Source organism: Hallella colorans, from assembly GCF_003096815.1.
GTDB classification, from domain to species: Bacteria; Bacteroidota; Bacteroidia; order Bacteroidales; family Bacteroidaceae; genus Prevotella; species Prevotella colorans.
The window spans coordinates 26483-51205 of the sequence record NZ_QENY01000011.1; the positions used below are offsets into that span (position 1 = coordinate 26483).

The following is a 24723-nucleotide window of genomic DNA, read 5'->3' on the forward strand; positions in this document are numbered from 1 at the left end:
AAACGAGAAAGCCGCGCGCCATGACCGAAATGGGCAACACGAGCGAGACGGCTATCCCAACATCTCCCCAACATGAATTTATACATACTGATAGCGGTCTTTGCGCTGCTCACTATTATCATGGTGTGGCTCGCAGCAAAGACATGGATAGACTTTTACCGACGTAAACACGGCCGCAAGAATGGCAGACGACGGTCCAGCAATGAGATTTAGACCGAGAGCGCAAGGGTCTCACGACGAATAAGCGACAGCCCCCTTGACAACCATCTGTGGTTGTCAAGGGGGCTGTCGCTATGGGTGATGGGCAAGGTAAAGGACAGAGAGGGCACGCCTTCTTATGGCCGCTTATCCCAAATATTGGCGCAGTGTGTTGGCATACTTACTGAAACGTATCTTGCGAATGGCTTTCTCGCGCAACTGGCGGATACGCTCGCGCGTCATTCCCATATCGGTGGCTATCTCCTCAAGGCTTTTTTCCATCACGCCGATGCCAAAAGATTCTCTGACAATCTTTTGCTCACGATCACTGAGCACCTCTCGCAGCAAGTCGTTGACAAACTGCACCATCGATTCCTTTTCGAGCGAACTGTCTGACTTCAGGTCGTTATCGTCTGACAATAACATGTCGGCCATAGACCCGTCATCGTCATCTCCAAAAGGGGCGTCAATGCTTGTGGTATGCGTGTTGGCACTGACGGCCGTGCGTATCTGCGCCTCATCCACATCAATCAGCTCTGCCAATTCGTGCAGCGATGGCATGCGGCCGTGCTCTTGCAAGAACTGTTCGGTCACCCTGTTTACCTTGCCAGAGATGCCCACCTGATTGAGCGGCATGCGCACAATGCGACTTTTCACAGCCAAGGCCTCCATGATGCTCTGCCTAATCCACCAAACAGCATAAGAGATAAATTTGAAACCCCGCGTCTCGTCAAACTTCTCGGCAGCCTTGACCAACCCCATGTTGCCCTCGTTGATAAGGTCTATGAGCGAGATGCCTTGGTGCTGATACTGCTTGGCTACCGAAACGACAAACCGCAGGTTGGCATTGACCAATCGATCACGCGCCCGGTCTCCCTCGGGGCCTCCCTTATGAATGGCTTGCGCCAACGCAGCCTCCTCGTCAGGGGTAAGCATAGGCTCGCGCGCTATCTCCGAGAGATAACGGTCAAGAGACTCACTATTGCGAGTGGTAATGTTCTTGGATATCTTCAGTTGCCTCATTTCTTACAAGTTGTAAAGGTGGGTTAGTCTTTTATAGATGTAGTGACAAAAGTACAAATAAATATTAAACGAACAAAAGATATTGAAGAAAATACGCCCTAATGGGCAATTATATTAAGATTGTAAGATGCGTTTCAAAACAAGGAGCGTGCCAACATATCGACTCGATAGGATGGCAAGACGAGAACGACAAGATGTGGCGCCAAACTCTATGACAACTCAAGATGGTACGAGCGTTCGTAAGCCACTCGCATGACGGCGGGCAAAGGCCTTCGCAGTTGGGCTAACGCGAGTGCCACATGCCCCATCGTGGTGCGCAAATTGAGTTCCACACAGGGATGCAGCCTTAGGCCGCTCTCGGTTCTCACAACCATCATGTCCACGCCGAAACGCTCGCAACACGTGCCATCGAGCAGGGGTTCCATAACCGCGCAAACAGTCTGCCGCACCCTCGCAAGCAGCGACGAACTGACGTATTGAGCCAAAAAATCACCTTTGGCCTCCTCTGTGTCAACCACATTGCCCATATACGCCCCATTGACTGTTTGAAACACCGACAACCCCTCGAACATAACGCCTACTCCATCACGATGGGCGAACTCCATACCGAAGTCGACTACCTTGTCGTACCAAGGTTCCACCATCACCCCACCCTGTCGCTCGATGACATGCTTAGCCCAATTGAGCAAAGGACTGGCGACGGCAAAATCGTCATGACCATCATGGCAGCGCATACGTCGCACGCCTCGGCCGCTGCTGCTCCACGGCGCTTTCAACATGAGGTCGCGGTGCGTGCGGCACATGGCAGACACCTCCTCCAAGCACGTGGCGAGACGCGCTTGCCCAACCGTGCCCATTTGACGGGTCAGCGTGGGCAACAAATGTTGGGCCGCCCAAGCGCGATGGCTCATGGTACGCACACGAGCTATCTGGTCGGCTGAGGGCAAACTATCCGCAGGCACACCGCAATCCAAAAGCTCTTGGCGTATGGCCGCGTCCCATCCCCATGGCGACACATGAACAGGCTGCCCCGAATGCGCTCTCATCAGAGCCGATAACGCGCGCTTGTCGAGCAGGCGAGCGTCGGTGTCAAGCGCAAGCGCCCTTAACTTTCGGTGCGCGTCCGCGGGACTTTCCACCAACACTACATCACCACGCTTGGCCCAAAGCGATGGCAAGAAGTCCAAGTCGCGACGCAACCACCGTCCGGCGCGAGGAGCCGTGAAACGGGCACACCCCACAGCTAATGCAATATCGTGTTCGGGATTGAAAATATGAATTGTCATCTTAACGACGGAATAATGCGCAAAAATAACTATTTTTTCAACAAAAAACATACGAATGACCACTAAAAACGCCATTAAGCGACAAGGCATAGTGAGATGATAACAAAAAGACACCCCTGCGTACACATAGGGATAAAACAAATGTGGATATAAAAAATGATAAAAATAGAAAGTTTTGCAATGTGTAGTTTGCAAATATAAAATAAATGAGTATCTTTGCATATGTCAAAGACAGTAAAACAAGTACACTGTAGATGGAAGCTTTTTATCGCACCCACACTTATCTTGTAGAGCACACCAATGCTCCCGTTCGTCGCACCTTGATGGACGAGATAGATTGGGGAGACCGCATGATAGGCATCAAAGGGACGCGGGGCGTAGGCAAAACTACTTTCCTGCTACAATATGCCAAAGAAAAGTTTGGCAAGGACGATCGCAGGTGCCTGTATGTAAACATGAATAATTTTTACTTTCAGGGAGTGGGGATAGCCGACTTCGCGCGCGATTTCGTGGCGCAAGGTGGCAGAACATTACTCATTGACCAAGTGTTCAAACAGCCCCACTGGAGTGCCGAGCTTCGCAAATGCTACAACGAGTTTCCCAATCTCAACATTGTGTTTACTGGCTCAAGCGTGATGAGACTAAAAGAAGAGAATCCTGAGCTGAATGGCATCGTGAAGAGCTACAACCTGCGAGGCTTGTCGTTCAGAGAGTTTGTCAACCTGAAGTCGGGACAAAATTTCACCCCTTTTTCACTATACGACATACTGCACGACCATGAGCGCATCGAAAAAAGCATATTGCCACACGTGAGCCCAACGACATATTTTCAAGACTATCTGCATCATGGTTTCTACCCTTTGTTCATGGAGCAAAGCAATTTCTCTGAAAACCTGCTCAAAACCATGAACATGACTACCGAGGTGGACATTCTGCTCATCAAACAAATAGACCTGAAATACCTCAACAAGATAAAAAAACTGTTCTACCTGTTGGCCGTGGAGGGCATCCACTCACCCAACATCAGCAAGCTGGCCGAACAGATAGACACCAGTCGGGCCACCGTGATGAACTATATAAAATATCTCGCAGACGCTCGCTTGATAAACATGATCTACGCCCAAGGGAAAAAGTTTCCGAAAAAACCATCAAAGGTCATGTTGCACAATCCCAACTTGATGTACGCCATATATCCCATAACGGTACAGCCACAAGATGTCATGGAGACATTCTTTGTGAACAGCTTATGGAAAGATCACAAGGTGAACGAAGGAAACTGCGCGCACAGTTACACCATTGACGGAAACCTGCACTTTCGCGTTTGCGACGCACACGCCAAAGCCAAACAGCGTTTTAACGATGAAACCATATACGCACCATACAATACCGAGATAGGACACGCCAACCATATACCATTGTGGCTGTTCGGTTTTTTGTACTAAGGCAATCTCGGCATAGCGTTCAATCATGGCGACGCCAAGTGGAAACCACATGGACAGGATAAGCCAATTTTTAACATTACAACAACATTATAAACTTTATTATCTATTTTAAAATGGCAAAAGAAAAGAAATTTATGACTTGTGACGGTAATACCGCAGCAGCCCACGTGAGCTATATGTTCAGCGAGGTGGCCGCGATTTACCCCATCACGCCATCTTCTACCATGGCTGAGCACGTAGACGAATGGTCCGCAAGAGGACGCAAGAACATTTTCGGCCAAACGGTAGCCGTACAGGAAATGCAGTCGGAGGGTGGTGCCGCAGGTGCGGTGCACGGATCTTTGCAAGCTGGTGCGCTAACCACGACATTTACAGCATCGCAGGGTTTGCTGCTGATGATACCAAACATGTACAAGATTGCCGGTGAGTTGCTTCCTTGCGTCTTCGACGTATCGGCCCGCACGCTCGCTAGTCACGCCCTATGTATCTTCGGAGATCACCAAGACGTAATGGCGTGCAGACAGACAGGCTTCGCCATGTTTTGCTCTGGCTCAGTGCAAGAAGTGATGGACCTTACAGCCGTTCCCCACTTGGCCACACTCAAGACATCGGTACCTTTCGTCAATTTCTTTGACGGTTTCCGCACATCGCACGAATATCACAAGATTGAGGCCATTGACCAAGAAGACTTGGAAAAACTCATTGACCGCGACGCTCTGAAGAAATTCCGTGACCGCGCGCTCACACCCGCGCACCCTGTAACACGCGGCACTGCTGAGAACCCAGAGACATTCTTCACTCATCGCGAGGCTTCCAACGAGTATTACAACCGCGTACCCGAAGTGGTGGAGGAATACTTAGCCAAGATTTCCGCTATCACCGGTCGCGAATACCACCTCTTCAATTACTATGGCGCCAAGGATGCCGAGAATATCATCGTGCTCATGGGATCGGCCACGGAAGCCGCTCGTGAGGCCATCGATTACTTGGCGAAACAAGGCAAGAAAGTGGGCATGGTGTCCGTACACCTCTATCGCCCATTCTCGGTGGAGGCCATTCGCAAGGCCATACCCGACAGCGTGAAGCGTATCGCCGTCTTGGACCGCACCAAAGAGCCGGGCGCAGAGGGAGAGCCTCTGTATCTCGACGTGAAATCCGCGCTCTACGACGACCCACGCAAACCGCTCATCGTAGGTGGACGCTATGGATTGGGCTCACGTGACACCACGCCTGCTCACATCATCGGCGTATTCAACAACCTTGAGATGCCCGAGCCCAAGAACCATTTCACCGTAGGAATCGTGGACGACGTGACCTTCACTTCGCTGCCAGAGGTGCCTGAAATACCAATGGGTGGCGACACGATGTTTGAGGCTAAGTTCTTCGGTCTGGGATCTGACGGTACGGTAGGAGCCAACAAGAACTCCGTACAAATCATTGGTAACAACACCGACAAATATTGCCAAGCATATTTCGCATACGACTCCAAGAAGTCGGGCGGTTTCACTTGTTCTCACCTCCGCTTCGGCGACGAGCCCATTCGCTCCACCTACTTGGTGAACACACCTAACTTTGTGGCTTGCCACGTACAGGTTTACCTGCACATGTACGATGTGACCCGTGGTCTTCGCGATAATGGCACTTTCTTGCTCAACACCATTTTTGAGGGTCAAGAATTGGTTGATTTTATACCTAACAAGGTGAAACGTTATTTCGCCAAGCACAATATCACCATCTATTATATCAACGCAACGAAGATAGGCCGCGAGATTGGATTGGGCAATCGCACCAACACCATCCTGCAATCGGCATTCTTCCGCATTACAAAGGTGATACCAATCGACCTCGCCGTGGAGCAGATGAAAGCTTTCATCGTGAAGTCTTACGGCAAGAAGGGTGAGGATGTCGTTAACAAGAACTATGCTGCCGTGGATCGCGGAGACGAGTACAAACAGCTGGAGGTAGACCCAGCATGGGCCAATCTACCAGACGACGAGGACAAGAACGCCAACGAGCCGGCTTTCATCAAAGAACTCGTACGCCCCATCAACGCGCAGGCTGGCGACTTGCTGAAGGTTTCAGACTTCGTGAAGCATGGCACCGTGGACGGTACTTGGCAAAACGGCACATCCGCTTATGAGAAGCGTGGCGTAGAAGCCATCGTGCCAGAGTGGCATCCCGAAAATTGTATTCAATGTAACAAGTGTGCTTATTCTTGCCCACACGCTACCATTCGCCCATTTGTTCTTGACGAGAACGAGGCAAAAGATTGCGACTTGACGACCATTGACGTGAACGCTCCAAAACAGCTCAAGGGCATGCAGTTCCGCATACAGGTGGCTGTCATGGACTGCTTGGGTTGTGGCAACTGTGCCGACGTTTGTCCTGACAAAAAGAACAGAGAAACTGGCGAGGTGGAGAAGGCTCTTAAGATGATCCCATTCAATGTGGATTCTGACGAGATGCAACAAGAAGCCAAAAACTGGGAGTACATGATTAAGAACGTATCTTCTAAGCAACACTTGGTAGACATCAAACAATCGCCCAAGAACTCACAGTTCGCCACACCGTTGTTTGAATTCTCTGGAGCATGCGCAGGATGCGGTGAGACTCCTTACGTGAAGCTCATCTCACAACTTTTTGGTGACCGTGAGATGGTAGCCAACGCCACAGGATGCTCTTCTATTTACTCCGCTTCTATTCCTTCAACTCCTTACACCACCAATCCCGAGGGTCATGGACCAGCTTGGAACAACTCGTTGTTTGAGGATTTCTGCGAGTTTGGATTGGGTATGGTACTTGGAAACAAGAAGATGAAAGAGCGTATCATGGTGCTCTTGAACGAGAAAATGGCCAACGAGGGCACATCAGAAGCCTTTAAGGCCGCTGCCCAGAAGTGGATTGAGAATAAAGACGACGCCGATGCCTCCAAGGAAGCAGCCGCAGAATTGAAACCTCTCATCGCGAAAGAGGCCGAGAGCGGATGCGCCATCGCAGAAGAACTGAAGACGCTCGACCACTATTTGGTGAAACGTAGCCAGTGGATTATCGGTGGCGACGGTGCTTCTTATGATATTGGTTACGGTGGTCTTGACCACGTGTTGGCCACGGGCGAGGACGTGAACATTCTCGTGCTCGACACCGAGGTGTACTCCAACACCGGCGGACAGTCGTCCAAAGCTACACCATTAGGCGCCATCGCACAGTTCGCAGCTTCGGGCAAGCGTATTCGTAAGAAAGATCTTGGACTCATGCAGACCACATACGGTTACATCTACGTGGCACAGATTGCCATGGGCGCAGACAACGCCCAAACGCTGAAAGCTATTCGTGAGGCTGAGGCTTATCCAGGCCCGTCACTCATTATAGCTTATGCGCCATGTATCAACCACGGCATTAAAGGCACCAAGAACATGAAACGCAACATGGGCACTTCTCAGCGCGAGGAAGCACTGGCTGTGGAATGTGGATATTGGCACTTGTGGCGTTACAACCCACTGTTGGCTGAGGAGGGCAAAAACCCATTCCAGCTTGACAGCAAGGAGCCTAAGTGGGAGAATTTCCACGAGTTCCTTATGGGTGAGGTACGCTACTCATCAGTGGCTAAAGCCTACCCACACGAGGCCGAGGAACTCTTCGATGCCGCCGAGAAAATGGCTAAATTGCGCTATCAATCATACGTGCGCAAAACCAAAGAAGATTGGAGTGAAGAAGCATAACGACTCTTCTTACCTATTTATATAAATAAGTCCGGGGCCCCCAAGCCTCGGACTTATTTTATAAACTTAAATAGACAACGTGATAGAAGCAAATAAAAAAAAATTATATCAATACAAACAAAAGGTTAAATCGTATAAAAAAAAGAACCGTTTCTGATAATATTTCATTACCTTTAAACGACAAAAATATATGGGATGTTACTAAATAACATGCTTTTTGTGTTTAACTAAAATAAAAAAGAAGATGAAAAAACTATTTTTTTCGATTATTGCAGTAACTGCATTAACCCTGACAGGGTGTGGAAACAAAGCTAAAAACAATGCCAATGCGCCAGCTGGCAATACCAATGAGACAGAGGTTGTCGATGCTTCTACCCTCTCCGCAGAAGCAAGGGAAAGTATGGACGCTGTCACCAAAGAACTGACCAATGTGTTGAACACCAATAACACAGAGGCTCTTCCCACCGCCCTGGCAAACATTGCCGCCACTTATAAGGCTTTTGTCAATGCTGGACAACTTGAGAATGCAAAGACCTATGGCGCTTTGATCAAGAACTTTGTTAATCAAAACGTTGAGAAAATAAAAAAACTTGCGCCAAACAATGCCACTATCAACAATCTGCTTACAAATATTAACAATTTGCCAACAGCCACTGCCACAACGCTTGAAGAAGCAAAAAATGCAGTGTCTAATGATATAGTGAACTTAGCCTCAGATGGCGTTCGCAAGGCCGCTGGCGCTGGCGTTAGCGCAGAAGAAGCTGCCGAAGCCATCAAAAGCATGCCCGCCGCTGTGGCAACAGAGACAGCAGGCAATGCCATCCAGAATGCTAAAGAAGCTGTAGACGAAGCCGCCAACAAAGTGACCGATGACGCTAAGCGCAAGGCCAACGACGCTGCCAAACAAATGGAGCAAAAAGTAGACGAAGCCAAACAAAAGGCTAACAAAGCTGGCGAAAAAGCCAAAGCAGAGGCTGGAAAAGCCATTGACAACGCCGCTGCTAAAGCCAAGAAAGGCTTAGGACTATAAAATACTGATAAAATACATGCCGTAAGCAGGATGTAATATTCCTGATAAAGTGAGCATCATTAAATCAACCTTGACTGATTTCAAAAACGTTTAAAATTCAAAGTGAAAGTAAACCGTAGAATATAGCAAACTACATGACCGAGTTTACTTACCCTTTGCATGATGAACCAAACGAAATCAGGCAAGGTTGATTTAATATTATACACATACAAATTGCTCGATGAGAAAATAATTATGCCGTGGCCATTAGACAAACTCAAAAAACACACAAGCGCGTTAGAAAATATTAAATACAGAAGCACAAAACAAACATTTCTCAAACTAATTGTTTAAATTTGCAAACGATAATTTACACACGCTCTATTATACACTGAAAATATAGCACAATATTCAAGTAACAATATCAAAAAATAATGAAAATCAATCATTACATACTTTTAGTGGCAATGATCTTACTGCCGTTTGTATCATATGCCCAACAGCCAAACACCAATCAACCGACACTCTCGGGGCGGATCGTAGATGCGGGTGGTGAGCCATTGGTGGGCGCGCAGGTCAGGTGGAAAGACACCAAGACGGTCACGGTGACCGACGCGGACGGAAATTTCCACATTCCACAAATACAAGGAGGGCGCTCCATCGTGGTGTCATACATAGGCTACAAGTCTAAAACCATCACTGTGAAAAACGCCCAGCAAGCCATAAACGTCATCATGGACGACGACGCACAAAACTTAGACGAGTTGGTCGTGGTGGGCTACGGCATACAAAAAAAATCGGCTCTCACTGGCTCCGTGGAGACTATCAAGCAAGACGAGTTGCTGATGATGCCCACCGTTAACATAGACAAAGCCCTGACCGGACAGGTGGCGGGCTTGCAAGTGATGCAAGCCACGGGCGACCCAAGCTCGGCCAAGGAGAGCAACATGAGCATTCGGGGCATTAACGCCGCGCCATTGTTGGTCATTGACGGCGTGCCAAGGTTTGGAACCAACACCTCGGATGGCGAGACGAGGCTCTCAGACCTCAACCCTGACGACATAGAGAGCATATCCATTCTCAAGGACGCGGCAGCGGCCGCCGTCTATGGAGCGCGCGCGGCCAACGGCGTGATATTGGTCAAGACCAAGGGAGCCAATGGGGACAGAAAAAACCGTGTGAACTATCGCGGACAATACAACATGGTGATGGCCACCCAAATGCCACAATTCTTGGACGCATACCAGTTCGCGTTGCTCAGGAACAGGGCCGTGGAGAACTCACCCGCCACCACCATCAAACCGTTTACCAACGAGCAACTCGAACAAATAAGGAACCACTCCAACCCCAACGTTTATGGCAACGAGGACTACATGAGCTATCTCAACAACACGGGATGGAGCACCTCGCACAGCGTATCGGCCAACGGCGGGGGCAAGACCATGAGCTATTATCTCTCATTTGGTTATGCTGACAGCAAGGGGTTGTATAGCGGCGTAGGTCGCAAACGCCTCAACTACATGGCCAAGATAGATGTAAACGTGGCGCGCGGGTTGGCTCTGTCGGTTTCGTTTGACGGTTCAAAAACACGCGCCAAGAACAGCAGTTATTTCACCATAGACAACGCTTACGCCTTCTCGCCGCTGCAAGTGGCGCGTTTCGACAATGGCATGTTGGCGAGTATCGACGGCACCAATCCCCTGATTAGCGTCCAAGGATTGGGTGGATATATCAAGGACAATGGCAGCATGAGTTCCATTGCCGTGAACCTCAACTACACGGCATCATGGCTTAAAGGGCTCACGGCTTACGTCAGAGGCGTGTTTGACGATAACAAGCGTGTCAAATCCACCGTCGACAACCCCGTGACGCTCTACACCTACGACGCTGACAAAGGGAGTTACGATGTTGATTCCAAGACCGTTTACCCCACGGCCAAAGCCACACAGGGGCAGGACGACTTTTTCTTTGACAGCCAACTGTACGAGGCGGGCGTCAACTTCAACCGCACATTCGTCGAGAAACACGACGTGGAAGGAATGTTAGTGGCCAACTACCAGCGCACGCACACACATTATATGAATGGTATAAACCTCGACAAAAGCGTCTACCCGGAGGTTATCGGCACAGCACAAAAAGCCAGACTGAACGGCAATGAGATTTACAACCAGCGCGCCTCGCTCATTGGCCGCGCCAAATATGGCTTCGCGAACAAGTATTTTTACGAGTTCAGCTTCCGTCTTGACGGCAGCAACAACTTTCACCCTGACCGCCGATGGGGTTTCTTCCCGTCAATGTCAGCGGCTTGGGTCATCTCCAATGAAGAGTTTTTCCGCAATTGGAAACAAGGCATCCTATCCAACGCCAAGCTCAGAGCCTCTACAGGATGGCTCGGCAACGACGGTCTTGTGGGCGCTTACTCATACCTGCGCACGTACACAGAGACCGTCAACAGCGGCTACAACGTCGGCGGAAACTTCACGCCCGGACTGATGATGTCAAGCAATCCAAATATCTTCCTCACTTGGGGCAAGAGTCACGACTACAACGTGGCGGCCGACTTGGGTTTTTGGGGTGGACGATTTGGGCTGTCGTTCGAGTACTACCTGCGCTACGAGACTGACAAAATCACAGCCGTGCCAGACTATCTATACCCACCATCGACTGGCGTGGACGGCATGGTGCCCAACAAGAACTTCAGCAAATTGAAAGCGTGGGGATGGGACTTGACGCTCAACCACCGCAACACCATCGGCAAACTGAAATACAGCTTGGCGATCACCTTGGCCAAAAACAACGACAAATACATTGATTTCGGCGACGAGTCGACACAGCTCCCCAACCTCAGACGTAAGGGACGGAGCAGCATGGTATGGACCATGTACCAAGCAGACGGACTTTTCAAGAGCCAAGAGGAAATAGAATCGTATGGCGTAGACCAAGATGGCATGGGCAACGCGACGCTCGCACCCGGCGACATCAAATACGTGGACCAAAACGGCGACCACAAAATCGATGCCAACGACCGTGTTTATGTAAGAAACTCCTCACGTCCGGACCTCGACATGGGGCTTCGCGTCAACCTGCAATACAAGGGATTTTTCATCAACGCCATGTTCCAAGGCGAATGGGGATACAAGCAGAACATCAGCGAGCTGTACACGCTCGACAACGGAACGTTACAGAAATTTCAAAAATACCACCTCACCGACACGTGGACACCCGACAACCCCAACGCACGCTATCCACGAATCAAGTTCGCCACCAAGAACGACAACAATCGACGTCAATCCACGTTCTGGATTAGCGATTGCAATTTCATGCGCCTCAAACTGCTCAGCTTGGGCTATCAATTGCCGTCCACTTTGGTTCGCAAGCTAAAGATAAGCTCGGCCAGCGTGGCATTGCAGGGCAGCAATATCTTCACGATTACCAATCTGAAGAACATGGACCCAGAGTCTTTGCGAGGCTATCCCGTACAAAAAACCTATGGCATAACGCTGAGCCTTGGCTTCTAAAAAAGCCATACTTAATTTTCACACAATCACAATAGCATATCAAATGTTTAGCTTCAAATATAAGTTTTACACCGCACTCGCCACCATCGCAATCTCTTTGACAGCCTGCGACAATCTCTTTGACGACGCGCCAAACGACAAAATATCAGACAACAAGGTGTGGCAAAACAACCAACTGTTAGACGAATACGTCAACGGCTGGTATCGCAACATGAGCGACGGCTTCAAGACATTGGTTCCCTCCAATGCCTTGCTAAAGGGCATGTCGCGCTATTACATGCCATGGTTCACCGATCAGCTCTCCGTGGGCAAAGCCGATTGGCTCAACGCGGGCTATGGCGACATTCTCCAAGGCAACCAAGAGACCATCACAAACTGGGCCAAAAGCCTATGGACCAAGGACTACAGCCAACTGCAATACATCAATTCATTCCTTGCCAACGCAGACAAGGTGACCAACGCGGAGCGGCGCAAGCGCATAGAGGGCGAGGCCCATTTCTTTCGTGGCTATTATTATTACATGCTCTGGCGGCAGTTTGGCGGCGTGTTGCTCATAGACCATCCTTTCGATCCGCTCAACCACCCGGAACAATTCCCACGCGCAAGCTACCGGCAGATGGTGGATTTTATCGTGGCAGAGGCTGACAAGGCTGCCGAATCGCTCCCCGAGAAACACGAAAAGACGCAAGCGGGGCGCGTGACCAAGGTGGCCGCGCTCATGCTCAAGGCCAAAACCTACCTGTGGGCGTCAAGCCCCGTGTACCAAAACAAGACGCAAGAATATCTCGGGTTCAAGGACGACCAAAGCAAGGCAATGCTCCAAAAGGCCAAACAGGTCTACGAGCAACTGCTGGCTCTCAACGCCGTGTCGCTCGTGCCCATCGACGCCAACACCGAGGAGGACATCGCGAAAGCCTACCGCAAGATTTTCTTGACCAAGAACTCGCAGGAGTCTATCCTTGAGTTGCAACACGCCGATGACGGCAACTACGCCACCAACTTCGGGCACAAGCTCGACCGCGACGCCGCCCCACCATCGGCGACAGGCACCGTAGCCGCCTACACGCCCACCCAAAACCACGTGGACGAATACGGCATGCGAGCGGGAGCCACCTATGATCGCGCCAACCCCTACGCCAACCGGGATTACCGTTTCTACGCCAACATCGTGTACAATGGCGCCATGTTCCGCGGCAAAAAGATTGACGTGGCCACCACCGACGGCAAAAAGGGCGTGGACCTCAAGCCCTACGGCACCTCAGAGTCGGCCGCGGCAACCCGCACGGGCTACTATTTGGGCAAGTTCGTGGACGAGGACCAAACCATAGATTATAACGACACCTATGCCAGCAAACAAAATTACATCATCTGGCGATTGGCCGAGGCCATGCTCGACTATGCCGAGGTGTGTTACCGACTTGGCGACGAGGGCACGGCGTTGAAGATGGTCAACGCCATCAGGCAGCGCGCGCACATGGACCAACACAGCCACATCACATGGCAACGCATCGTGAACGAGCGGCGCGTGGAATTGGCTTTCGAGGAAACCACCTATTGGGACCTGTTCAGGTGGGGCATCGCCGAAGAGCGTCTTAACGGCAAGCAGACACCGCTCAAGAAAATGGTTATCACCGTAAAAGGTGGCAAAACAAAATACAAAGTGGAAAACTGCAACCGTTTCCCGGGTCGCGTGCGCAAATTTCAAAGCATGCAATATTACCTGCCCATCCCATGGAGTGAAATCAAATACCACCACATAGCACAAAATCCTGAATGGAGCGAGGTGTAAACGATGCCATCAACAAGTTTTAAACAATTATTCATAACATACAAAAAACAATAGATTATGAAGAAAAAAATAACGCTATGCTTAGCACTCTTGGCCTTGCTGCCCATCGGCGCATCGGCTCAAACCACCTACAACCTGTTCCCCAAGTCGGACGTGGACGCTGATGGATGGCTATGGCTCGACTCAGAAGAGAAGATAGAAAAATATGTAGGCCTTATCAACGAGGATGACTACCGGGTGGACCCCAAAGGTAAAGTGATACAAATGGTGTACGCCAATCAGCAGCCCGACTATCCACCTACCGAGGCAGATGCCAACATTCAGGGAGCGGGCACTGACGGCGAGACTGGCTCAGCGGGCTGCCGCACAGGAGCTTTGGTACTGCAACCAGCCAAGGGTTTTGCGTTAGTCAATGGTGGCGGTTTCGTGGTGTGCTTGCCATCATGCGCCACTTACGCCATCTGCTATTCGTCCAACAGCAAGATGACTGCCCGTATTGTGGCCACGAACAACGCTAACGCGGACATGACAAAAACGAGTAACAACGAGACACCGATGGATACCGATGAGGGATGGCACGTGATTTCCGCCAAATATGTCTCGGTTTTCAATACCATGCCCAAGGGTATCAACAATTGGGATGGTATCGAAAAACTCAACAATAACGACAATATAACCATTGCCGGTGACAAACCGGTGTACGTTTGGTTTCAAAGTTCCACGCGCGACACCGTGTACATACACGGCATCAAGGTGACGACCCCGAAAGAGCAAACATTGGGAATAGATCGCCACGCATGGCTGCCAAACGGCCATGCTCCACAAGCCGTCTATAAAATTGACGGCCGTCGTATGGACAACAAAGCCGCGCTCCAACCGGGTCTCTATATCGTGACCACGAACAAAGGCAACCGTAAGGTGGTCGTGAGGTAATCCACCATCAAACGCCATCGAACAATCCCCGACACACACCGCATAAGGCGTGGGCCGGGGATTGTCATTAACGCTGGGTGACACATACGACATGCACCGCGAAAAAATCTTCAGTAATTATCGCACCACTACCTTTCGCGTGGTGCCATCCATGTACTTCACAATATTTACACCCTTTCGCATTCGGGGCAAAACGCGCCCATCCAATCCATAAATGGCTTTGACACGTCGTGGAGACGTTGTAGTGTTCAAGCCCATACTGTTTTTGGGCGGCATGATACCTATCACCATCGACTGCTGTTGCGAGTAGTTATTCTCGCCCATGGACAAGTCTATGTCGAAATAGTCATCGCTTTTTCCGCGCCATCCCCAGTTGATGTGCACTTCGCCCATGGCGTTGTAGCCATCCACCACCCAAGCGTGGCCACCCTGCGCGGGACTGTTGCCCGAATAGAAGACAGGACGTCCCTCGGACAGCTCGGTGAAAATGAGATCCATCCATTGCTCCTTGGTGTAGTCCGCACGTTTCAGATAGCGTATCTTCTCACCGTCATAACGGAAATTCTCCACCATATCACGAGGGATATTGCCATAGGCAAAGGCCGAGCTGCCTGACAATTGGTACATCATGCCCACCGACACGCCAACGTGAAAACAGAGCGTCGACACCGCATCGGCCTCATCGTCGGAGTAGTTTCGGTAACTTGCCAAAGAAAAATAATTGTCGCGCATCTTATCCCAAAGATACTTTGTCTCACCAAAATTGGCCGAAAGCTCGCCGCCACCAAACAGTGGCTTGTAAGTCTTGGAGCCCTGCCCCATCTCAGGATAGTTGTAATACTTCATGATTTGGGCCAAAGCCAAGGCGACGCAGCCCACCGGACAATGACGCTCCACGCCGTCTTTGTCTTTCTTTGTGGGGCATTGCTCATTGAAAGGCTTGCCTTGCGCCCATGTCGTTTTTAGCAGCGGCGCCACCGAAGGCTTATGCCGCGAAGGGTTGGGAGCCACCAGTTGCGCTGCCGCCGTCAAGGCGGCGAGCAACAGCGTGGCCACGCACAGAGCGTATCTTCTCATCTGTCGTAGTTTAAAATACTTTTAGCTTACTTGACCACCTTCATTGTTTTGCCACCTTGGCGCACCACGTACACACCCGGTGTCAGGGTTTGCCATTCGGCGGCCACACGCTTGCCATCAAGCGTAAAGATATCAACCTTGCCTTCGCTTACAACGCTCGCGGCATTGATGCCTACTGTCCCGGTCACTTTGGTCAGCGTGGTGGTAAACGCATTCTTGCCACTGAATTTAGGCAACTTGGCGTTAGTCATCTCGCAGTAAACGCCCTCGGGATGGTCAGCGACGAACGTAAACACGCCGTTGGCCTCCGTATAGTCGGTACCCGCCACAAGCGCGGTGCCATCTTTCTTGTGCCAAGTGAACTTGGTGGCCTCGCCATCAACGCTGCTCTGGGCTGAGAGGTCTACAGTTTTCTTGCTGGTCTCGTCTATTTGCAACTTTTCTTGCGGCGCGTAAAAAAGCGTCTTGATATTCTTCGTGGGCAGCGTGGCAAGCGTGAAATAGTTGTTTGAGATGTTGGCCGTTTTTATCTCGGTGTATTTCAACTCCGTCAAACGGTTGTTCATGGCAAACAGTCGGCCGGTCTTCAAGCCTGTGTTGGCAGTCAAATCCAATGTCTTGAGGTTGTTGTTGTTGACGCTAACATAGAGGCCAGCCGTGGTATTGTTGCCCAAATTGAGTGTTTCCATCTCACAATTCAATGCGTAAATATCTCTCAGTTTGGTGTTATGGCTCAGATCAAGGTTCACAATCTTGTTTTGGGTAAGCATGAGCTTGGTCAGATTTGTGAGCGCGGAAGCGTCAAAACCATTCAACTTGTTGTTTTGCAAATTAAGTTTTGTCACCGATGATGGCAACTTAACAGATGTGAGCAAGTTGTTGCTCAGGTCCACATCGTTGAGTTTGGTGTTCTGGCTCAAATCCAGCTCCGTCAGTTTGTTGCCGTTGGCGTATAGCCATACCAACTCGGTGGCCTTGCTCACGTCGAGCGCCGTGACGCCAGTTCCTTTCACGTTGGAGGTGCACTCAAAATCGTTGAGTGGCTTGGTGGCGTATATTTTCACCTTGCCCTCGCCTTTGGGAGTGCCTGTTACGGCCTTGGCCTTAACGTCATAATTGTCATACACACCTACGAGCTTGGCAGCCTCCACAATAGTTCCGTCGCCCCAATCGATGGAGACGATATTTTCCTCGGCTACGGCACTGCCAAAATCGAGCTCGTGCTCTGTACCATCCGCGGTGTAAGTCAACGTGATGACCGGTTCTTGCTGTTGTGCGTTCGCAGACACTACCAACGCAAAAAGAATGAATAATGAGTAAAATTTCTTCATAAAAATAATGTTAATGGTGTTTGTAAAAAAAGTTATTAAGCGTTCTTTCAAGCATAATGCTTTGATAGTTGCAAATATATATATTTTTATTGACAATACAAACAATAAAAAAAACATTTTCAAACATAAACTCCCGTTTATCACCTTTAATTTCAGTTTTAACCAACATAAACGTTCTCAAAACAGGAGGAGGGAATTTCTGCGCATCAGAAATTCCCTCCTTATATTATTAGGACCATCTAAAAGCAGCGTCCAAAGACGCAAGCCGATCGTCCCATCCAAATGTTTTCTTATCTTATTCTGTCCATCGACCGCACCAATTTCTCGTCTGCCAAGATGCCACGACGAGCCAAGGCGAGCAACACCACCGTCACAAATGGCAAGCAAGCAGCAAACGACACGTGAAAAGTGCCGCCCGTTTGAAACTCGTTGAGCGCACAAAATGCGTAATACACATACCATGCGAAGCACAACACCATACTCACGGCGCAGAGCTTTGCTTGCGTCTTACGCCGCTTATACAGAAAAATAGTGACAAATGCCAACACACCCGTCACCACCAAATCAACGAATGGTAAAGGGTAGGCGCGAAACGTGCCGTCCGTATAGAGACCAAGGTTATACCATACCATCGACAGACCCATGCCTTTAGGCTCTATCTCGCCGATAGGCAAACATAGGCAAGCGATAAGTGCCATCAAGGCCAAAAGCAGGTATATGGTTTGCTTACGCTGTATCATTTACATGGCCTCCTATAGCATTATCCTTTCGAGGTGTCTCTGTAATAGATATTTCCCTCTATAAACTCTTGAGTGGCCAACATCGTGGGCTTAGGCAATTTTTCGTAGTAGCGGCTAATCTCTATCTGCTCGCGATTCTCAAACACCTCCTCGAGCGAATCGTTGTACGAAGCAAACTCCGCCAACTTCTTGCTCAAGTCTTGCTTGATTTCCACAGCTATCTGATTGGCGCGCTTGCCAATGATGGCCACACTCTCATAAATGTTTCCAGTCTCTTCACAAAGATCCATGACATTACGGGTCACGGTGTTAACTGGAGCGTTTGATTTTTTGTAATCCATTATATAATAATTGATATTTAGTTTTTATCTGTTGTTATCCACATCGCACACAGGCCAATCGTCAATCTTTGACAGTAGCCGTCACTTTCTTGCATTTTTGAATATACCGCTCAGCTTCATTGCGCAACTTAGAGTCAGGATATTCGTTGATAAACCCATAGCATTCGTCTTCTGCGTCTTGGTAACGCTCCAACTTCTTGGCCTCAACACTTTGCTCGGCCAACTCAAACTTGCTCTTCATCACCAACGAGGCAAAATCTTCCCGACGCGAGGAGTAAGGGTAATCTTTGAGTGCGTTTTGCGCCGTTACAATGCAAGCCTCGTAGTTGTTGCCGCCAAAACTGCAATTGCCAAAATAGGATCCAAGGTCGTAGTACAATCGGGCAGAGTACAATTCTTTCTCCACCAACTTGTCTTGCAACTTAAACAGTCTATGCTGCGCTTTATCTTTAAGTCGCGCTTCGGGATAAATATCAAGGTATTCTTGAAACGCTGTAATAGCCCTGATGGTCTGACTTTGATCCAAACGCGACTCGGGCGTGCACATGTAAAGACTCTCACCAACATAAAACTTGGCCATCTCCGCATACACCCCACGTGGGTACGACTTGACATAGCGACCAAACACCTCTGCGGCCGTCTCATAACTTTTGTCCATATATTGGGCCAAACCCAACAAATACAAGCTCTCCTGCGCATCAGAGGTGCCCTTTTCTTGCACGATCAACTCCTGCAACAACAATGCGGCACGGTTATACTTGCCCTTGGCAAAGCACTCCTTGGCATACTCATACTTGTAACGGTAGTCTTGCGACTTATATACTTGATTGAACTCTTTGGCACAACCGCTCAAGAGCAGAGTTGCGGCTACCAGCATCCAAACGATTTTTTTCATATCAAATCTTTTGACTTGCAAAAATACACATAATTAATTGATTCACAAAGAAGCGATTGTTATTTTTCGCAAAAAAAACGTTTATACAAAGTAAAATGACTAATTTTGTATCACATGGATTTCAAACTCACATCAAAATACAAGCCCACTGGCGACCAGCCACAAGCCATCGAGCAGCTCACCAACGGCGTGCTGCGCGGCGATCTGGCGCAAGTGCTGCTGGGCGTGACCGGCTCGGGCAAGACTTTCACCGTGGCCAACGTCATCGCCAACGTGAACAAACCCACCCTCGTGCTTAGCCACAACAAGACATTGGCGGCCCAACTCTACGAGGAGATGAAAGGATTTTTTCCCGATAACGCCGTGGACTATTATGTCTCTTATTACGATTATTACCAGCCCGAGGCCTACTTGCCTACCACAGACGTATATATCGAGAAAGACCTCGCTATCAACGACGAGATAGACAAACTGCGATTGGGCGCCGTGAGCGACCTGCTCTCGGGGCGAAACGACGTGGTGGTGGTGTCATCGGTGTCGTGCATATATGGCATGGGCGGACCCGTGGCCATGAAAGAGAGCGTCATCAGCATCAAGCGAGGGCAGCGATTGCGCCGCGACGAGTTTTTGCGCCGGTTGGTGGCAGCCCTCTACACGCGCAACGACATCGACCTGCAGCGCGGTTTTTTCTCCGTCAAGGGCGACACCGTGAGCGTTGCCATGGCCTATAGCGACCACATATTGCGCGTCACATGGTGGGATGACGAGATTGACACCATCGAGGAGGCCGACCCCGAGACCATGCGACGCATACAGAGTTTTGAGGAATACCACATCTATCCGGCCAATCTCTTCGTCACCACGCAAGCCCAAACCGACAGGGCCATACGCCAAATACAGGACGACTTGGTGGACCAAGTGGCTTATTTCAACGAGATGGGAGATGGCATTAAGGCGCAACGTATCAAGGAACGAGTGGAATATGACATGGAGATGATCAAGGAGCTGGGCCACTGCTCGGGCATAGAGAACTACTCGCGCTATTTCGACGGCCGGCAACCGGGCCAGCGCCCCTACTGCCTTTTAGACTTTTTCCCAAAGGATTATCTCATCGTCATAGACGAGAGCCACGTCAGCGTGCCACAAATCAACGCCATGTACGGCGGCGACCGCGCCCGCAAGCAGAACTTGGTGGAATATGGTTTTCGCCTGCCGGCTGCCTTCGACAACCGCCCGCTACGCTTCGAGGAGTTCCGGGAGATGGCCAAGCAGGTCATCTACGTGTCGGCCACACCCGCCAACTACGAGTTGCAAGAGGCCGAGGGCGTGGTGGTGGAGCAACTCATCAGGCCCACTGGGCTGCTGGACCCAGAGATAGACGTGCGCCCTTCTGAGAACCAGATAGACGACTTGCTCAACGAGATAGTGGACCGCACAGCCCGAAACGAGCGCGTGCTGGTAACCACGCTGACCAAGCGTATGGCCGAGGAGCTCACCGAGTATCTGCTAAACCACGACGTTCGGGCCAACTACATACACAGCGACGTGGCCACCTTGGACCGCGTGCAAATCATGAACGACCTGCGAGCCGGACTCTTCGACGTGCTCGTGGGCGTGAACTTGTTACGCGAGGGGCTGGATCTCCCCGAGGTGTCGTTGGTGGCCATACTCGACGCGGACAAGGAGGGCTTCTTGCGCAGCCACCGAAGTCTCACGCAGACGGCTGGCCGCGCCGCCCGAAACGTGAGTGGGAAAGTCATCATGTACGCCGACAACATAACCGAGAGCATGCGGCGCACCATCGAGGAGACGGCCCGTCGGCGAAGCGTGCAGATGAAATATAACGCCGACCACGGCATCACGCCGAAACAAATCGTGAAGGATATTAAGGGTATCCTACCCACAGCCAACGGAGAGGAGCGCGCCAAGCCAACTGCCGCCGGATACCAGCAGCCTTACTTCGAGCCCGACGGAGCCGCCTTTGCGGCAGACCCAATCGTGCTGAAGATGACAAGGCCCGAGATAGAGAGAAGCATAGCCAACACCAAGCGACTGATGGAGCAGGCGGCCAAGGACTTGGACTTCATCCAAGCGGCCCAATATCGCGACGAGATAGTGCGCTTGGAGGCACAGTTGGAATTGAGAGACTCGGCCAACAAAGAATGAGTTGGAAGCCTTACAAGCAATTTCAGGGAAAGGAGAACCGGCCACGAAGGCAATGCGCTTAGGCTCTAACAGCACTGTGTTTTAAGCCTAATCCTCATGCGAACAGGTGTTAATGGCAAGTCGTAAAAATGAAGGGCAGGCGGCAACAACGGCTTTGTCGTCAAAGAACGCCACATGACAGAAAGTTATAATCACCACTCAAATTCCGCATATTTGCGAGCGAAAGAGCCCCCATCTCTAAATATGCGAGGTTTGACTGGTGATTTGTTTGATATTTTCATAAGCTCGAACACATATCGTCCAATGTGGAGCCACAATAGACCAATATCACCAAAAGAGCACGAGCCAAGGGTGGAGATTTGTTATTTTTTAAGACTACATGCCATAAATTATGTATAAACGACATCAGCATTGCTAAAAAATTAGTAACTTTGCAGCACTTAAGTTGCAACTTATATTTATTAACGCACGTTATTTTATGGCTGAGACAAAAAAAATCAAGACAGCATTGGTGTCAGTATTCCACAAAGACGGATTGGAAGAACTGTTAGCCAAGCTAAACGAAGAAGGCGTTAAATTTCTGAGCACGGGCGGCACACAGGCTTTCATAGAGGGTTTAGGATACGATTGCCAAAAGGTGGAGGAAGTGACAACCTATCCGTCCATATTAGGCGGAAGAGTGAAAACGCTGCACCCCAAGATTTTTGGAGGCATTCTCGCGCGCCGCGACAACGACAGCGACAAGGAGCAGATGGCATCGTATGACATTCCCGCCATAGACCTTGTCATCGTCGATCTCTATCCCTTCGAGCAGACAGTAGCCGAAGGTGCGGTCGAGCAGGACATTATAGAGAAAATTGATATCGGCGGCATTTCGCTCATACGCGCCGGCGCTAAAAACTTCAACGACGTGGTCATCGTGCCAAGCAAGGCAGAGTATGGCATACTGTTAGACATACTTAAGAAAAACGGCGCCAAGACAACAAGGGATGAGCGCAAGATGTTCGCGGAGCGAGCCTTTGGTGTGAGCAGCCATTACGACACCGCCATACACCAATGGTTTGAGGGCAAGTAATGCTTGCAAAAGCGACAAAATTTGGTACAAGCATTTACACAAAAGTTTAAAATTCAACAAGTTTTATCCATATCCTGCGCCAGCTGACAGCCGAGACGCAATCGCGGCGAGGCACGGCGACAGGCAGATTGATTATTTGAGACAATGGGATTTTTTTCGTTTATACAAGAGATAGCCATGGACTTGGGCACCGCCAACACCATCATCATTAGTGGTGATAAGATTGTTGTTGACGAGCCTTCTGTTGTGGCGCTGGACCGTCGCACCGACAAGATGATCGCGGTGGGCGAGGCAGCCAAAATGATGTATGAGAAAACACACGACAACATCCGAACCATCAGGCCGTTGCGAGATGGTGTGATAGCCGACTTCACCGCTTGTGAGCAGATGATGCGCGGACTTATCAAGATGGTGCACACGGGCTCACGCCTGTTCTCGCCATCGTTACGCATGGTCATTGGCGTTCCATCTGGCTCCACAGAGGTGGAGCTTCGGGCCGTAAGAGACTCGGCCGAGCACGCCGACGGGCGCGACGTGTACCTCATATTCGAGCCTATGGCCGCAGCTATAGGAATTGGAATAGACGTAGAGGCGCCCGAGGGCAACATGATTGTTGACATCGGCGGCGGCTCCACAGAGATAGCAGTAATATCGCTTGGTGGCATCGTGAGCAACAATTCCATACGCGTGGCCGGCGACGACCTTACCGCAGACATTCAAGAATACATGAGCCGGCAGCACAATGTGAAAATTTCAGAGCGCATGGCCGAGCGCATCAAGATACACGTGGGGTCTGCCCTCACCGACCTTGGAGACGAGGCCCCTGAAGACTACGTGGTGCATGGACCAAACCGCATCACCGCATTGCCAATGGAAGTGCCCGTTTGCTATCAGGAGATAGCACACTGCCTTGACAAGACAGTCGCCAAGATCGAGAACGCTGTGCTCTCTGCCTTAGAGGCCACCCCACCCGAGCTCTATGCCGACATCGTGAAGAACGGCATCTACCTATCAGGCGGCGGCGCCTTGCTCAGGGGGCTTGACAAACGCTTGCAAGACAAAATCAACATTCCGTTTCACATCGCCGAAGACCCATTGCACAGCGTGGCCAAAGGCGCTGGCATCGCATTGAAAAACGTAAACCGCTTCTCTTTCTTGATGAGATAACACCAAGAAAGAGACAATATAAATGGACAGTATGTGCCCATACAACGCAATGGGCGCATGAGTGTTTTTTCCATGCACGATGTACAGACTATTTTTTAATTGAAAATCGTACATTGTGAATTGAAAATTGTGAATTGTGAATTGCCATGCGCAACCTTTTAGCGTTTCTTGCCAAATACAACCACTGGATGGTCTTCATACTTTTGGAGACCATCAGTGCGATATTGCTGTTCCAATACAACAGTTACCAAGGTAGCGTATGGTTCACATCGGCCAACGCCGTGGCAGGCAAGGCGCTTGGAGCAAAAGCCAAAATAGAGTCGTTCTTCTCATTGTCCAAAGTGAATGAGGAGCTTACGCTGCGAAACCTGTACTTGGAACAACAAGCCAAAACACTCGCTGAAAAGCTGACGGAGGCAACCAAAGACAGCGATTGGATGCGAAGCGGACAATTTGAGATACTCAAAGCCTACCAGCTTATACCCGCAAAGGTGGTAAGCAACTCCCTGAACAGCCCCGACAACCTTATCACTATCAACAAAGGCACGAGCGATGGCGTGGAGCAAGACATGGGCGTAGCCTGCGGAAGTGGCGTGGTAGGCGTTGTCTACATGGCCTCCGCGCACTACGCCGTGGTCATACCGGTACTGAATTTACAATCCAAAATCAGCTGTCGCATACGTGGACGGGAATACTTTGGCTATCTGAGCTGGGAAGGTGGCGACACCCAAACGGCGTTTGTGGACGACGTGCCACGCCACGCTCACTTCAAACTCAACGAATGGGTGGAGACCAACGGCTTCTCGTCGGTGTTTCCACCGGGTATCTCCGTGGGCAAGATTATGCACGTGTACAACTCACCAGACGGCTTGTCATACCGGTTGCAAGTGAGGCTTTCGACCGATTTCTCGCGTCTGCGCGACGTTTGTGTCATTGACAACAGACAGATAAAGGAACGATTGGAAGTTTTACGCGCTGCACAAGACTCATTGAAACTTAGGGAGGAACAATAGA

General features: G+C 50.2%; 18 protein-coding genes. 11 read left to right on the forward strand and 7 right to left on the reverse strand.

Translation table 11 applies throughout. The annotated features are described in order from the left end of the window. The first annotated feature begins 72 nt into the window (after nucleotides 1-72). Nucleotides 73-213, forward strand: coding sequence for a hypothetical protein (locus C7379_RS12720; RefSeq protein WP_165815039.1), 141 nt, complete (start codon nucleotides 73-75; stop codon nucleotides 211-213). A gap of 132 nt (nucleotides 214-345) precedes the next feature. Here C7379_RS12720 and C7379_RS06785 read toward each other — a convergent pair whose 3' ends face one another. Further along, the gene (locus C7379_RS06785) at nucleotides 346-1221 is read right to left on the reverse strand and encodes a sigma-70 family RNA polymerase sigma factor (RefSeq protein ID WP_116616606.1); all 876 of its coding nucleotides are present in this window, start codon (nucleotides 1219-1221) and stop codon (nucleotides 346-348) included. Nucleotides 1222-1430: 209 nt separating this feature from the next. Beyond that, nucleotides 1431-2507, reverse strand: a complete 1077-nt coding sequence (locus C7379_RS06790; RefSeq protein ID WP_133241880.1) for a hypothetical protein — start codon at nucleotides 2505-2507, stop codon at nucleotides 1431-1433. Between the two features lie 254 nt (nucleotides 2508-2761). Here C7379_RS06790 and C7379_RS06795 point away from each other — a divergent pair, with 254 nt between their 5' ends. The 6 genes from C7379_RS06795 (at nucleotide 2762) to C7379_RS06820 (ending at nucleotide 14917) form a co-directional block, all read left to right on the forward strand. Continuing rightward, complete coding sequence (locus C7379_RS06795; protein ID WP_116616608.1) at nucleotides 2762-3949, forward strand: ATP-binding protein; 1188 nt, start codon at nucleotides 2762-2764, stop codon at nucleotides 3947-3949. A 113-nt stretch (nucleotides 3950-4062) separates the two neighbouring features. Next, nucleotides 4063-7668, forward strand: coding sequence for a pyruvate:ferredoxin (flavodoxin) oxidoreductase (gene nifJ / locus C7379_RS06800; protein ID WP_116616609.1), 3606 nt, complete (start codon nucleotides 4063-4065; stop codon nucleotides 7666-7668). A 244-nt stretch (nucleotides 7669-7912) separates the two neighbouring features. Beyond that, a complete protein-coding gene (locus C7379_RS06805; protein ID WP_116616610.1) occupies nucleotides 7913-8698 on the forward strand; it encodes a hypothetical protein in 786 nt (261 codons plus the stop codon). Nucleotides 8699-9111: 413 nt separating this feature from the next. Further along, entirely contained in the window at nucleotides 9112-12195 is a 3084-nt protein-coding gene (locus C7379_RS06810; RefSeq protein ID WP_116616611.1) for a SusC/RagA family TonB-linked outer membrane protein, read from the forward strand. A 43-nt stretch (nucleotides 12196-12238) separates the two neighbouring features. Then, nucleotides 12239-13984 carry a RagB/SusD family nutrient uptake outer membrane protein gene (locus tag C7379_RS06815; protein ID WP_116616612.1) on the forward strand — a complete coding sequence of 582 codons (1746 nt, stop codon included), beginning with the start codon at nucleotides 12239-12241 and terminating at the stop codon, nucleotides 13982-13984. Between the two features lie 57 nt (nucleotides 13985-14041). Next, nucleotides 14042-14917 carry a T9SS C-terminal target domain-containing protein gene (locus C7379_RS06820; RefSeq protein WP_116616613.1) on the forward strand — a complete coding sequence of 292 codons (876 nt, stop codon included), beginning with the start codon at nucleotides 14042-14044 and terminating at the stop codon, nucleotides 14915-14917. A gap of 117 nt (nucleotides 14918-15034) precedes the next feature. On the opposite strand, the gene C7379_RS06825 is transcribed toward C7379_RS06820, so the two are convergent. From C7379_RS06825 to C7379_RS06845, 5 genes are all read right to left on the reverse strand, one after another. Beyond that, on the reverse strand, nucleotides 15035-15994 hold the full coding sequence (locus C7379_RS06825) for a C10 family peptidase (protein WP_116616614.1): 960 nt from the start codon (nucleotides 15992-15994) through the stop codon (nucleotides 15035-15037). 26 nt (nucleotides 15995-16020) lie between these two features. After that, on the reverse strand, nucleotides 16021-17325 hold the full coding sequence (locus tag C7379_RS06830; RefSeq protein WP_133241881.1) for a leucine-rich repeat domain-containing protein: 1305 nt from the start codon (nucleotides 17323-17325) through the stop codon (nucleotides 16021-16023). Nucleotides 17326-17615: 290 nt separating this feature from the next. Continuing rightward, on the reverse strand, nucleotides 17616-18065 hold the full coding sequence (locus C7379_RS06835) for a DUF4293 domain-containing protein (RefSeq protein WP_116616616.1): 450 nt from the start codon (nucleotides 18063-18065) through the stop codon (nucleotides 17616-17618). 20 nt (nucleotides 18066-18085) lie between these two features. Further along, a complete protein-coding gene (locus C7379_RS06840) occupies nucleotides 18086-18406 on the reverse strand; it encodes a DNA-directed RNA polymerase subunit omega (protein WP_116616617.1) in 321 nt (106 codons plus the stop codon). A gap of 61 nt (nucleotides 18407-18467) precedes the next feature. Then, nucleotides 18468-19301, reverse strand: a complete 834-nt coding sequence (locus C7379_RS06845) for an outer membrane protein assembly factor BamD (RefSeq protein ID WP_116616618.1) — start codon at nucleotides 19299-19301, stop codon at nucleotides 18468-18470. 114 nt (nucleotides 19302-19415) lie between these two features. Here C7379_RS06845 and uvrB point away from each other — a divergent pair, with 114 nt between their 5' ends. The 4 genes from uvrB (at nucleotide 19416) to mreC (ending at nucleotide 24722) form a co-directional block, all read left to right on the forward strand. After that, nucleotides 19416-21467: an excinuclease ABC subunit UvrB gene (gene uvrB, locus C7379_RS06850; RefSeq protein WP_116616619.1), complete on the forward strand. Its 2052-nt coding sequence runs from the start codon at nucleotides 19416-19418 to the stop codon at nucleotides 21465-21467. A 478-nt stretch (nucleotides 21468-21945) separates the two neighbouring features. Continuing rightward, nucleotides 21946-22542 (forward strand): IMP cyclohydrolase, encoded by a 597-nt coding sequence (locus tag C7379_RS06855; RefSeq protein WP_116616653.1) that lies wholly within the window; start codon nucleotides 21946-21948, stop codon nucleotides 22540-22542. A 144-nt stretch (nucleotides 22543-22686) separates the two neighbouring features. Then, nucleotides 22687-23709: a rod shape-determining protein gene (locus C7379_RS06860; protein ID WP_036891564.1), complete on the forward strand. Its 1023-nt coding sequence runs from the start codon at nucleotides 22687-22689 to the stop codon at nucleotides 23707-23709. 146 nt (nucleotides 23710-23855) lie between these two features. Then, entirely contained in the window at nucleotides 23856-24722 is an 867-nt protein-coding gene (gene mreC / locus C7379_RS06865) for a rod shape-determining protein MreC (protein ID WP_116616620.1), read from the forward strand. Nucleotide 24723: the final 1 nt, after the last annotated feature.

Excerpts from the sequence above, each read along its gene's own strand:
- C7379_RS12720 (WP_165815039.1), top strand. The coding sequence starts at position 73 with ATGAATTTATACATACTGATAGCGGTCTTTGCGCTGCTCACTATTATC.
- C7379_RS06785 (WP_116616606.1), bottom strand. The coding sequence starts at position 1,221 with ATGAGGCAACTGAAGATATCCAAGAACATTACCACTCGCAATAGTGAG.
- C7379_RS06790 (WP_133241880.1), bottom strand. The coding sequence starts at position 2,507 with ATGACAATTCATATTTTCAATCCCGAACACGATATTGCATTAGCTGTG.
- C7379_RS06795 (WP_116616608.1), top strand. The coding sequence starts at position 2,762 with ATGGAAGCTTTTTATCGCACCCACACTTATCTTGTAGAGCACACCAAT.
- nifJ (WP_116616609.1), top strand. The coding sequence starts at position 4,063 with ATGGCAAAAGAAAAGAAATTTATGACTTGTGACGGTAATACCGCAGCA.
- C7379_RS06805 (WP_116616610.1), top strand. The coding sequence starts at position 7,913 with ATGAAAAAACTATTTTTTTCGATTATTGCAGTAACTGCATTAACCCTG.
- C7379_RS06810 (WP_116616611.1), top strand. The coding sequence starts at position 9,112 with ATGAAAATCAATCATTACATACTTTTAGTGGCAATGATCTTACTGCCG.
- C7379_RS06815 (WP_116616612.1), top strand. The coding sequence starts at position 12,239 with ATGTTTAGCTTCAAATATAAGTTTTACACCGCACTCGCCACCATCGCA.
- C7379_RS06820 (WP_116616613.1), top strand. The coding sequence starts at position 14,042 with ATGAAGAAAAAAATAACGCTATGCTTAGCACTCTTGGCCTTGCTGCCC.
- C7379_RS06825 (WP_116616614.1), bottom strand. The coding sequence starts at position 15,994 with ATGAGAAGATACGCTCTGTGCGTGGCCACGCTGTTGCTCGCCGCCTTG.
- C7379_RS06830 (WP_133241881.1), bottom strand. The coding sequence starts at position 17,325 with ATGAAGAAATTTTACTCATTATTCATTCTTTTTGCGTTGGTAGTGTCT.
- C7379_RS06835 (WP_116616616.1), bottom strand. The coding sequence starts at position 18,065 with ATGATACAGCGTAAGCAAACCATATACCTGCTTTTGGCCTTGATGGCA.
- C7379_RS06840 (WP_116616617.1), bottom strand. The coding sequence starts at position 18,406 with ATGGATTACAAAAAATCAAACGCTCCAGTTAACACCGTGACCCGTAAT.
- C7379_RS06845 (WP_116616618.1), bottom strand. The coding sequence starts at position 19,301 with ATGAAAAAAATCGTTTGGATGCTGGTAGCCGCAACTCTGCTCTTGAGC.
- uvrB (WP_116616619.1), top strand. The coding sequence starts at position 19,416 with ATGGATTTCAAACTCACATCAAAATACAAGCCCACTGGCGACCAGCCA.
- C7379_RS06855 (WP_116616653.1), top strand. The coding sequence starts at position 21,946 with ATGGCTGAGACAAAAAAAATCAAGACAGCATTGGTGTCAGTATTCCAC.
- C7379_RS06860 (WP_036891564.1), top strand. The coding sequence starts at position 22,687 with ATGGGATTTTTTTCGTTTATACAAGAGATAGCCATGGACTTGGGCACC.
- mreC (WP_116616620.1), top strand. The coding sequence starts at position 23,856 with ATGCGCAACCTTTTAGCGTTTCTTGCCAAATACAACCACTGGATGGTC.